The 11,501-nt window shown below is 51.7% G+C and carries 8 protein-coding genes; 5 read left to right on the top strand and 3 right to left on the bottom strand.

The features are described from left to right. Window positions 1-112: 112 nt before the first annotated feature. Window positions 113-1,861, top strand: coding sequence for an ABC transporter ATP-binding protein (locus PKO02S_RS29915; RefSeq protein ID WP_127588677.1), 1,749 nt, complete (start codon window positions 113-115; stop codon window positions 1,859-1,861). 25 nt (window positions 1,862-1,886) lie between these two features. Next, a complete protein-coding gene (locus PKO02S_RS29910; RefSeq protein WP_218033968.1) occupies window positions 1,887-3,743 on the top strand; it encodes an ABC transporter ATP-binding protein in 1,857 nt (618 codons plus the stop codon). Window positions 3,744-4,287: 544 nt separating this feature from the next. On the opposite strand, the gene PKO02S_RS29905 is transcribed toward PKO02S_RS29910, so the two are convergent. Next, window positions 4,288-5,304, bottom strand: coding sequence for a hypothetical protein (locus PKO02S_RS29905; protein ID WP_127588675.1), 1,017 nt, complete (start codon window positions 5,302-5,304; stop codon window positions 4,288-4,290). Next, window positions 5,301-6,452, bottom strand: a complete 1,152-nt coding sequence (locus PKO02S_RS29900) for a TolB-like translocation protein (RefSeq protein WP_127588674.1) — start codon at window positions 6,450-6,452, stop codon at window positions 5,301-5,303. Before PKO02S_RS29900 ends, PKO02S_RS29905 begins: the two co-directional genes overlap by 4 nt. 590 nt (window positions 6,453-7,042) lie before the next feature. On the opposite strand from PKO02S_RS29900, the gene tnpA reads away from it, so the two are divergent. Continuing rightward, window positions 7,043-7,444 carry an IS200/IS605 family transposase gene (gene tnpA, locus PKO02S_RS34015; protein ID WP_127588673.1) on the top strand — a complete coding sequence of 134 codons (402 nt, stop codon included), beginning with the start codon at window positions 7,043-7,045 and terminating at the stop codon, window positions 7,442-7,444. Window positions 7,445-7,595: 151 nt separating this feature from the next. Here the strand turns inward: tnpA and PKO02S_RS29890 are convergent, their stop codons facing one another. Then, window positions 7,596-9,101, bottom strand: a complete 1,506-nt coding sequence (locus tag PKO02S_RS29890; protein ID WP_127588672.1) for a tagaturonate epimerase family protein — start codon at window positions 9,099-9,101, stop codon at window positions 7,596-7,598. Between the two features lie 195 nt (window positions 9,102-9,296). Here PKO02S_RS29890 and PKO02S_RS29885 point away from each other — a divergent pair, with 195 nt between their 5' ends. Both PKO02S_RS29885 and PKO02S_RS29880 read left to right on the top strand, forming a co-directional pair. Continuing rightward, on the top strand, window positions 9,297-10,187 hold the full coding sequence (locus PKO02S_RS29885) for an AraC family transcriptional regulator (RefSeq protein ID WP_127588671.1): 891 nt from the start codon (window positions 9,297-9,299) through the stop codon (window positions 10,185-10,187). Between the two features lie 63 nt (window positions 10,188-10,250). Further along, window positions 10,251-11,267 (top strand): zinc-binding alcohol dehydrogenase family protein, encoded by a 1,017-nt coding sequence (locus PKO02S_RS29880; RefSeq protein ID WP_127588670.1) that lies wholly within the window; start codon window positions 10,251-10,253, stop codon window positions 11,265-11,267. Window positions 11,268-11,501 lie beyond the last annotated feature (234 nt).

The raw sequence follows: 11,501 nt of genomic DNA, 5'->3' as shown, positions 1-11,501 counted from the left end.
GATCTTCCCTGATGGTTTTTCTTAATGATGGCTGACAATTGTTCCAGATAGGAGTATATTTCAATATAGACATATATCCCCGGAACGCAAGTCAGAAGGAGGTCAACCGCAAATGGGCTTTTTACGTACTTATGCCGGCCGGCATGGCAAGCTCTTCCTGACCGCCGTCCTGTTCGTCTTGATCGAGTCGCTGTGCGACCTGATGCAGCCGACGATCATGGCGATGATCATCGATGTCGGGGTAGCCGAAGGCCGGATGGAATACGTCTGGAAGATGGGCGGGATTATGCTGCTCGTGACGGCGTTCGGAGCCATAGCCGCTTCGACCCGCAATATTATTGCGAGCCATGTATCGCAGAAGTTCGGCACCGAGCTGCGGAACGACTTGTTTCGCAAAATCCAGACGCTGTCGTTCGAGAACATCGACAAGTTCGAACGAGCTTCGCTTGTCACTCGATTGACGAACGATGTGACGCAGGTGCAGAACTTCATGAACGGTTTGATGCGCATTTTCGTCAAGGCGCCTATTCTATGTATCGGCAGCTTGGTGATGGCGGGCAGATTGAATCCGAGACTGGCGCTCGTACTCGCGGTCGTTGTCCCGATCGTCTTGATGCTTGTGGCGCTGAATATGAAGATCGGGTTTCCTCGGTTTATGCGAGTGCAGCGCGCGCTAGATCGAGTGAACAGCGTGATGCGCGAGTATTTATCCGGCGTCCGTGTTGTGAAAGCGTTTAACCGATTCGACTACGAAGTGAACAAGTTCAACGACGCGAATGTCGAGTACAAGGATCGTTCCGTTACCGTTATGAGGGCGATGTCGGTGTTCAACCCGGCGATCATGCTCACGGTCAACTTCGGCATCGTCGCCGTGCTCTGGTTCGGGGGCCGCGGCGTCAGCACGAACCATATCGAGCTCGGCCATATTATCGCGTTCATCAACTACATGACGATGATTTTGTTCTCGCTCATGACCATCTCCATGGTGTTCAACATGTTCGTGCGGGCGCGCGCTTCGGCTACTCGGATTAACGAAGTGTTCCAGCAGGAGAATACGATGCAGTGGGAAGCCAATCGCGTCGGCTTGGAGGCCAGCGCGGGCAGAGTGGATTTTGAGAATGTCTCGTTCTCTTACGAAGGCGAACGCGGCGAGCCGGCTGTACGGAACGTCAGCTTTACTTGTTTGCCTGGCGAAACGGTAGGCATTATCGGGTCGACGGGTTCGGGCAAAACGACGCTGGTCAGCCTTATTCCGCGGTTCTATGATGTAAGCTCGGGTACGGTGAAGGTGGACGGGGTTGATGTGAAACAGATGGATCCGGCTGCTGTTCGGGAGCATATCGCGATCGTTCCGCAGAAGTCGGTCTTGTTCACCGGTACCATTCTTGAAAATATTCAATGGGGAAGGGACGGCGCTACGGAGGAAGAAGTGCGGCATGCAGCGGAGATGGCGCAGGCGCACAGCTTTATCTCCGAGCTGCCGGAGGGCTACGAGGCGCGGCTCGGCCAGAAGGGCGTGAACTTGTCGGGCGGCCAGAAGCAGCGTGTCTCCATCGCGAGGGCGCTCGTTCGGAAGCCGCGCATTCTGATCCTGGACGACTGCACGAGTGCGGTCGACGTCTCGACGGAGGCGAAGATCAAGGAAGCGTTGCGGACCTATGCACGGGGTTTGACCTGTCTGATCATCGCGCAGCGGATTACGTCCGTTGTCGATGCCGACAAAATCGTCGTTCTGGACGACGGGCAAGTCGTCGGGATCGGCAAACATGAGCAGTTGATGAGCGAGTGCAGCGTGTATCAAGAAATTTATCGTTCGCAGGTCGGAAGGGAGGCGCATGAACCCCATGTCCAAGCCCAATGAGCGCCGGGAAGAGCATGATGTTCCAATGATTCACGCGGGTCCGGGGCGTCCCGGAGGGCCAGGCGGCCCAGGCCCGATGATGCGCGGCGCCGCCCGAGGGCCCGTCGTCAAACCGCGCAATTTCAAGGGAACGCTGAAAAAGCTGTGGACGTATCTTGGGCCTGAGCGCAAGCGGTTGGGCGTGCTGTTCTTCATGCTGCTGCTTGGCGCAGGCATCGGCCTGCTCGGCCCTTACTTGATCGGCATTGCCGTCGATGCGATGACGGATGGGCCTGGCGGGAGCGTGGACTTCAGCTTGCTGGAGACGATCCTGGTTGCTCTGGTGGTCGCCTATGTAGCCGACGGGTTGATGGCCTTCCTGCAGGGCTGGATGATGGCCGGCATGTCGCAGCGCGTCGTTATGCGGCTTCGCGGCAAGCTGTTCGAGAAGCTGCAGAAGCTGCCGCTCTCCTATTTCGACTCTCGCCCGCATGGCGAAGTGATGAGCCGGCTGTCCAACGACATCGACAACGTGAGCAACACGATCTCGCAATCGACGACGCAGCTGATGTCGGGCTCGATCGCCATCGTAGGCTCGCTGATCATGATGATCGTGCTTAGTCCGATCCTGACGCTGGCGAGTTTGATTACCGTGCCGTTGGTTTATTTTCTGGCCAAGACGATCACGAAGCGGACTTCGGTGTTGTTTAAAAATCAGCAGATCCAGCTGGGCAAGCTGAACGGGCATATCGAGGAGACGATTTCCGGTCTTGTGGTCGTCAAGGCGTTCAATCGCGAGGAGAAGTCGATCAAGGAGTTCGAGACGGTTAACCAGGAGCTGTACAGCGTCGGGTTGAAAGCCCAGATCTGGTCGGGATTCTTGATGCCTTTGCTGGGCGTCATCAACAACATCGGGTTTGCCTCGATCGCCATTGTTGGTGGTTTGATGGCGGTGCAGGGCGATATTACGATTGGCGTCATAGCAAGCTTTCTCAGCTATTCGAAGCAATTCGTCCGGCCTCTGAACGACATGGCGAATACGTTCAACATTCTCCAGTCCGGCGTGGCCGGCGCCGAGCGGGCGTTCGAGGTGCTCGAGGAGCAGGAGGAGCCGGATGATGCGCCGGATGCGGTTGTGCTGAAGAATCCGAAGGGGCAGGTTGTGTTCGAGCAAGTGAGCTTCGGGTATCGGCCGGATGTGCCGATCCTGAAAAACGTGAGCTTCGAGACGCCGGCCGGCAGCAGCTTGGCGTTGATCGGCCCGACGGGGGCCGGCAAGACGACGATCGTGAACCTGGTCACCCGGTTCTACGACACGACGAGCGGCACGATCACGATCGACGGCGTCGACATCCGGCGTTATACGCGGGACAGCCTGCGCCGCAGCTTCGGCGTCGTGCTGCAGGACACGTACTTGTTCTCCGGCACGATCGAGGAGAACATCAAGTACGGCAAGCCGGAGGCAACCGAAGCCGAAGTGCGGGCGGCGGCGGCGCTCGCCAACGCGGACGGCTTCATCCAGCGGCTGCCGAACCGGTACAAGACCTTGCTCTCCGAGAACGGAGGCAACTTGAGCCAAGGCCAGCGGCAGCTGCTGGCGATCGCCCGGGTTATCCTGTCCGACCCGTCGATCTTGATACTCGACGAGGCGACGAGCAGCATCGACACCCGCACGGAGCTGCACATCCAGGATGCGCTGCTCACGCTCATGAAGGGCCGCACGAGCTTCGTCATCGCGCATAGGCTCAACACGATCCGCGACGCGGACACGATCATGGTCATCGACCATGGCGAGATCGTCGAGCACGGCAGCCATCAGGCGCTGCTGCGGGAGCAGGGCGTATACAGCCGCATGGTCGGCAGCCAACTGGCGATCCCGGCTGCGGCGGCCGGCGGGAAGTAACAAGAAACCCACCTCCAGGTTGCGATTCGCGACCGGGAGGTGGGTTTTTATTGTACCTTGAGTTCTTATTTGCCCAGCAAGGGGTCCAGCCAACATTTTAACGAAAATATACGCTAAGCCCTGAAATTGTGCCTAGCTTGGCATCTTTTCTCACTATAAGATGAAACGAGCATCCATTCAAGATGTAGGGTAGAGAATCAAACATCCGTTTAAGGTCCTGCCATCAAATCGAAAAACGTCCGATTAGCAAATTTACTCTAATAGGCCGGAAACCCGTACGCTAAGGAATCCGGCTTGCGGCCCTCCCTTCGGTCTGTCCGCTATTCCTCGCGTCTCTTGACACACTCCTTTTGTCTCCGCCGCCGGCAGCCAAAACGAGCCTCCAGACGCCGATCGGGCGAAGCATCCCCCGCAATCAATTCGACATGGTATGCGGGGGCCACCGGCAAGCTGATCATCTCTCTCCATAGAAAAAAGTCCGCAGATTTCGCGGACTTAATTTGGGTCTCACGGGTTGCGAATCTTTGAGTTCCTTATACATTCATTATGGAACCGTATAAAAGGATGTTACAGGTGTGTAACCACTAGCAATGATAGTTGCAGGGGTTTTGTCGGGCATTTTATAATAAGCAGGCCACAATCCCCAGTCATAACTTGATGAAATTGTACCATTTGTGCGAATAGCTGCTAAGTAGTAGTAAATTGTACTTCCGGAACCTGGGTTACCCGCAGCTGCTTTTAGATCTAGTGAATAACGATAATAGTTTCCACTCGAATCCCCGGTTAAATAAAGCGACATATTGGAACCTTTTTGCCACGTTCCTCCAGATCCAACTTTATAATAGTATTCAATACTTCCTGGACCTGCATTCGTTCCCTCGTCCATAGAGTTAGCGGATATGTATAATGTTCCAGATACAGTCGTGTCTCCAGCCATGTATTCCATATAATACCCGTAACCCCAGTTCAGAACGCTGCGAAAGAATGGGAAAAGCGACCATGTTTTTGAGCTAGTACTGTCCGTATGTTGGAGATGTGTATGGGCAGGCCATGTGCTACCAGTATCGACTTGACCTATGGATTGTGTTGGGGTTTTCGTATGGCCAACAGCAAGGCCGGTAAGTGGCAACGAGTGCATATACTTTACATAATAATTATCATAAATACCATCGTTGTTAATATCATAGTTGCAAGTTACATAGCCATTGTTCCCACTTGAAGGTTGGACGACAGCGGCAATGTAGCAATTAAACATAGGGTAAAGAGGTACTCCGGCATTTGCTTTAAGATCAGTTCCGTTATGAACATCAGAATACCAAGTAAGATCAAATCTTTGTAAATATCGAGGTTGGTTATTGGGACCATTTATTCGATGTGTAGGTAATGAGAAATCATCAGCTCCTAAATCTGTGTTACCTACATGGTAAGGGGAGCGGGCAGTAGCATAGCTTCCAGTCCCGGAATATTGACTGAATTGATAATTATAATCTGCTGCATATGTCGGCGTAATAAACGATAGAGTTAGCAAGAGTAATAGTATAATTGAAGTGATTTTCTTCATCGTACATCCTCCAGTTCATTAATATTTACGGTATAAGTTAATTCTTGAGTTGTTCCTTTCTTATAGGTCAGCAATAGAAGGGTTGAGTCATCTTGCCAAGAGACACCATTGATAAGCTGATCACTAGGTTCAGAAACTAACTTCCACGTTTTAGTATCGATATTATACAGCACAATGGAGTGTTCGGCGGATCCATCTTTAACTTGATTATTAATTGCTAGCCAACTGCCCTGGGTTTGATAGGAGCCACTGATGTGGAGAAGCTTACTTGAAATGGTTGATATTTCGCCTGAATCTACAGACTTAAAGGTAAGTGAACCAGGAGAAGATTGATACACGAGTTGGTTTTTGACCAGACCGGCGTCCAAGGCTTTTACATCTGTCAATCTTTTGGACTCTCCACTTGTTAAATCAATGGAATAAATAAATTGTCCACTAATCACAGCGGTTGTATCCTTTATCCACCCCAACAACTTCCCCGTTCCAGATAGAACCGGCTTTTCTTCGCCCGTAACCATATTCTTAACCCAAGTTTCACCATCTTTATCCCCACTCGCCATACTACGCTCAGTGAAAAATAAAAGGTAGGAAGCCGTCGGATTTAACATTGGATACGCTCCCCACATAGGTGTTCCGACATGGTCAAGTTTATGAGACAGAATCTCGTCTTTCTGATATCCGTTCACTTCGTCCTTAAGTAATTTGTTGAGCGTTCCTTTAGACCAGTTTGTTTTATAAATGGTCCCGTCGAACGGAATTAGGTAATCTTCCGTCCCTGGAATAGGAATCGTTTGTAAAGTCGTATTGGGATCATAAATCGCTACATCTTTTGTGCCATTTTTTACATAAGGCACTTTCAAAGAGTTGCCACTGTCCTCTGCAATCAAATTCTTGTATAGTACTTCCATATTGCCTGCTTTTGGCTTTAAATATTTTGTCGGTCCACCCGTTTTCGGATCGATAGAATCGACAACCACCTGTTTGTCGCTATTCGTAGGTAGGTCTACAACTACACCTTCTTGAATTTGTTTGATTCCGAGTTCTTTTTTAAACGTATCAAGGTTAAATCCTAAATTAGCAGATGCCGTTAACCCAAACGCAACTACTAATACTGCAGTCGTGCCTAATACAAGCCATTTCCTTTTCATTCTTTAACCTCATTTCTTTGGGATTTGGATAGTGACTTACATTTTAGTAGAATTCAAATCGTCTCCAGATATTCACGATGAGATGCACTCGTAAATGTTAACGCAAACACTTAATCGACTGTTACATCACCATCTTTCCAATAATCTACCGCGAAAACCACAATACTACTATACATTCCATTATATGTATATAGCGTAATAACTCGCATTATGTCGATTTACATAATTGTAAATAAATAATTTGAATATATCAAAAATACTACGGATTCCACATTATTTCTCTTCTGTGAATTTGGGTGCTGCGCCTGTGAGACTGTCTTGGCCCTCTGATCCACCTTTGCGTTCCGATGGCATACCTTACTTTATGCTTTGCCGGAAGAAACATTGTCGGCTCCACCAGGAACGCGGCTCATTTATGCTCCCTTGCTGCTATCAAAGTTACGACGGCCCTTCGGAGCATCTCTTTTGCCATGTACTTGCGCACGGTCTTCGGATCCATTCCCAGTTCCTTGATAATCTGATACTGTCCTAACTCAAATATTAAGCCTCAGACTATGCCTGGGAGAACTGAACAGGAAGTGCCGTGAGGAATGATGAAAAAAAGTCCTCCTTTGCGATACTGGAAATTGGTTTCGCCAGCCAAAATTCCGGGCAAAGGAGGACGGTACCTATGGGTGTTATGCGAGTATCGCAATGTTGAGTTAGTCAAAGGAAGTATAGGTGCGGACCACGTACATATGTACGTGAAAATACAGCCGAAGCTAAGCGTATCCGAATTTATGGGATACCTGAAAGGGAAAAGCGCACTGATGGTGTTTGATCGATTTCCACAAATGAAACAAGGGAGTGGCAGGCATCTAGGGGCACGAGGATACTATGTCAGTACCGTCGGAATCAATAAAGATGTGATTCGAGAGTACATCCAGAAGCAAGAATATGCAGATATATCGAGGACAAGGCAACCCAATAAGAGGAGGCTGTCTCAAAAGTAACTTTTGGGACAGCCTCGATATCAAGCCACCCGTTGAACGGATGGTACTGTGACTTTCAAATCCGGAGCTCGGGAAAGTGAATCCTAATGGCGTCTATGATAATCGATTTAGGGCTAGGGGTGTTTTGAGTTAACCGACAGTCTCATTTTCGTTAAAATGTTGGCGAGACCAGCAAGTCCAAGTGTTTGCCGATGTGGGAGATCAACGAAGCGGCATAGGCGTCTTCCTGCTCGCTTAACGTGCGGAAGAACGCGTCCTTGAACAATGCTTGTCCGTCGCCGTCCTTGGCTTGCAGCAGAATGCCGTAAGTAATATGAATCATTTGGCGGGCGTTCTCTTCATTCATGTACTCGGGCAAATCTTGATCCGCGACGGAATCAAGAGGCTTAATCAGACTCAAATCCGCTTTTACATGATAATAGGCCGTTGCTTCCACGAAGTGATCAAGCGCGTATTGGTGCATTCGGCGGTACAGGGAAGGGTTCACTTTCGCAAGCGTGCGAACGGCTTCCAGCCAGTTGGTCCCGGCGGTCTTCACATGGAAGCGGCCTCGGGTGTACTTCGCGATAATCGGGAATACGCTGAACTTGTCGCTGCCCGAATGGATGCTCAGCTTGTAGCCGAAGTGATCCGCAATGCCGGCGTGAATGATCATTTCCTTCTCGAACTGAGCGATGTCGCCGATGTAGTCGATCCCTTTCTGAAACTCGCCGCAAAATCGAGGAGCCATGGAGAAAATTTCGACTTCTCGCTTATAGAGCTCTTGCGCCACGAAGAAATGAGATTCCGGAGCGGTTGGCGTCAGCGTCTCGTCGATGGAAATTTCAAAATCGATCGTACGAGGCGCAGTTACGATATAAGTTCGGTAAACATGCTCCATGAAGTCGATGGCCGCACCGTAAACGAGCACATTCTCGATTAACGTCTCCTGGTCGAAGGTGATCGAGGTCTCGCCAACTTGGAACGTTTGGTTCAAATAGCGGGACTCGTAATGACGGCGTGTCGCTTCAGGTAGGGCGTCGTATTTCTGGGCGCGCTGCTCAGCCGTACTGCCGATCAGCGTGTTGTCGATTTTCTCAGAGCAATCCAGCGTCAGCATCGTAAAACCGAGATCGAGCGCCATTTGAATGTCGGCTTCCACTTTCAAGTGGTCGCCGTCTGCGCCGAAGCCGTTTTTGTAGCCTTCCTGGAATACCGCGAAGCAAGCGGCGTCTACGACTTGCTTATAGTTGCGACCGGTCAGATTCAACTCGCGAATGCTTTGTTGCGCCAAGATAGGGTAAACTTCGCGTCCTGCGACGGTTTGCAGATGACCCGGAGAAGCGATCCCGAGCCGATCCCCGAGACCGAAAGTCGCCACTTGAGTGCCGAAGGCGCGAGGAACGGTGTACTCCAAATGACGATTCAGCGCAAGACGGTTCTCATGGGTGAGCGGACAGCGCTTGACGCCATCCTCGATCATGCCTTGCAGCTCGTTGAAAACAACGCCATCGCCTAGAGCCAGAATGAATTTCTCGTAACCTTCTTTTACCATAACCAACTGGGTGGAGCCGGATACGGTGTAGGACTTGGGATACACATTCACGTTCGCATCGGATACCGGAACCGAACCTTCTCCACTCTGGATGGATTCGAAAATCGCTTTTAGTGCGCTCATTAGGCAGATCCTCCTGGAAAACATATTTGGGCCTTTCACTAGGATTTTATTATACTGCAAGAAAAGAGAGGGATCTCCGTCATTTTTGCCGAATTGCATTAAAACTAAACTTTTTTTGCAGGAATTGAATAGGAACCTGGATTTAGGTTTGATATAATGAGAGCCATAGAAGGTCCGGACAGTCAGGAGGACAGCATGGACGATACCGTTTTTGTGGAGTACGGGTCGGAGGAAGGCGATTTTTATTTTCATCATATTCGGAGAACGAACCCGTTCGGCAGACAGAACCATTATCACTCAACCTATGAAATTTATTTTTTGCTGTCCGGCCAGCGCACTTATTTCATTAAAGACCGCTCCTATTTGATTTCCCCCGGGAATCTCGTATTTATCAACAAACAGGATGTTCATAAGACGATGGATGTGGCCGAACCCGGTCATGAGCGAGTGGTGATCAATTTCAGCGATAAAATGCTTGGGGAGGATCATGCGGCATTTCACTCCACGTTGTTGGCTCCCTTTGCCTACGTAACGCCCGTCTTCAATTTGAAGCTGCCCCAGCAATCGTTCGTCAAGACGCTTCTGGAAAAAATGTCCGGCGAGCTGCAGCAACAGCAGTCGGGCTACGAGGCCTATATCCGTTTGCTCCTTACGGAGCTGCTCTTGTTTGCCGGACGGTTGGCTGAGAACCAGCTGCCTGAAGTGAAGGAGCAATCCAGCCCGCTTCATCGTTTCGTAACGGCCGTCATCCGCCATATTAATGAACATTTTCAAGATCCCTTATCCTTAAACGGACTTGCCGTTCAATTCGGGGTTTCCCCTTTTGCCTTAAGCCGAGCTTTTCCGAAAATTACCGGCTTTACTCTGGTGGAGTATATCAACACGACGAGAATTAAGGAAGCGCAGCGCTTGCTTGCGGCGACGGAGCTGAAGATCATTCAAATAGCCGGTTTGTGCGGCTTTGAGAGCATGGCTCATTTCGGACGTATGTTTAAAAAGCTGACTGCCCTATCCCCGGCCGCCTATCGCAAAAGGAGCCGATTAAATTCAAATCCAGGCATTACGAATTCGATTCTTCTTGTATAATGGTTATAGTTGCGTACACCCAGAATGGAACAGCGAGAGCGGGAAAACTAGAGGAGGTTCATCATGAAGGGGATTGTATGTCAGGAGGTAAATCGGCTTCAATATGTAGAGATGCGGGAGCCGGAGTTGAAGCCGGGCGAGGCGATTGTGCGAATTCGGCGAATTGGCATTTGTGGGACCGACCTGCATGCGTATAGAGGGAATCAGCCCTTTTTCTCCTATCCGCGCGTGCTCGGGCATGAGCTGGCCGGCATTGTGGAGGCGATCGGCGACAATCCGGAGGGACTTCGTCCCGGGGATCCGGTCGGTATCATTCCATATTTTCATTGCGGGGCCTGCGTGGCATGCCGGAGCGGCAAGACGAACTGCTGCGTCCGGATGCAGGTGTTCGGCGTACATGTGGACGGCGGTATGCGGGAGCTGGTGGCGGTGCCGACTCGCAACCTGCTGCGGGCTGACGGGCTGACGCTCGACCAGGCGGCGATGCTGGAGCCGTTCGCGATCGGCGCCCATGCGGTGCGGCGCTCCGGGCTAGGCGAGGGCGACACCGCGCTTGTGATCGGCGCCGGACCGATCGGGCTCGGCGCCATGGCGTTCGCCAAGCTGAGCGGGGCGAAGGTGATCGCGATGGACGTCCAAGACGATCGCCTGACGTTCTGCCGCTCTTGGGCGGGGGTCGACGCGACGGTGCTCGTGTCGGACGGGCCGCTCGAGCGGCTCGCGGAGTTGACCGGCGGGGACATGCCGGGCGTGGTGCTCGATGCGACGGGCAACGCGAGGTCGATGACCGACTCGTTCGGGTACGTCGCGCACGGCGGCACGCTCGTGTACGTCGGGCTCGTGAAGGCGGATATCGCCTTCCATAATCCCGAGTTCCATAAGCGCGAGTTGACGCTTATGGGCAGCCGCAACGCCACGCGCGAGGATTTCGAGCGCGTGATCGAAGGCGTGCGGTGCGGCGCCGTGGACGTCGCGCGCTACATCACCCACCGCGCGCCGTTCGAGGCCGCGGTGGAGACGTTCGACTCCTGGCTGCGGCCGGAGTCGGGGGTGATCAAGGCCGTGCTGGAGCTGGAGTGAGGTTTGGCGACAGCATTACCTTCTTTTACACTGCCAACAACGCTGCCCCCGGGCTAGCACTTACGCCCCATTAAACTCAACATCAAACGCAGCCGACTGTTTTGCTCACCAAGCAGACTAGGTTTTACAATACACAGACATCTGTCCGGTCACTAGCCTTGTATAGAACCAAACGCTAAATGTTAGGTCCTAAGCAAGGCTAGTGGGTGGAGGAGCTGGATTGCTGCTGCAACG

The organism is Paenibacillus koleovorans NBRC 103111, from assembly GCF_004000845.1.
Taxonomy (GTDB): Bacteria; Bacillota; Bacilli; order Paenibacillales; family NBRC-103111; genus Paenibacillus_AA; species Paenibacillus_AA koleovorans.
This window is presented reverse-complemented; position numbering and strand designations above follow the sequence as displayed.

Excerpts from the sequence above, each read along its gene's own strand:
- PKO02S_RS29885 (WP_127588671.1), top strand. The coding sequence starts at position 9,297 with ATGGACGATACCGTTTTTGTGGAGTACGGGTCGGAGGAAGGCGATTTT.
- PKO02S_RS29900 (WP_127588674.1), bottom strand. The coding sequence starts at position 6,452 with ATGAAAAGGAAATGGCTTGTATTAGGCACGACTGCAGTATTAGTAGTT.
- PKO02S_RS29915 (WP_127588677.1), top strand. The coding sequence starts at position 113 with ATGGGCTTTTTACGTACTTATGCCGGCCGGCATGGCAAGCTCTTCCTG.
- PKO02S_RS29910 (WP_218033968.1), top strand. The coding sequence starts at position 1,887 with ATGATTCACGCGGGTCCGGGGCGTCCCGGAGGGCCAGGCGGCCCAGGC.
- PKO02S_RS29905 (WP_127588675.1), bottom strand. The coding sequence starts at position 5,304 with ATGAAGAAAATCACTTCAATTATACTATTACTCTTGCTAACTCTATCG.
- PKO02S_RS29890 (WP_127588672.1), bottom strand. The coding sequence starts at position 9,101 with ATGAGCGCACTAAAAGCGATTTTCGAATCCATCCAGAGTGGAGAAGGT.
- PKO02S_RS29880 (WP_127588670.1), top strand. The coding sequence starts at position 10,251 with ATGAAGGGGATTGTATGTCAGGAGGTAAATCGGCTTCAATATGTAGAG.
- tnpA (WP_127588673.1), top strand. The coding sequence starts at position 7,043 with ATGATGAAAAAAAGTCCTCCTTTGCGATACTGGAAATTGGTTTCGCCA.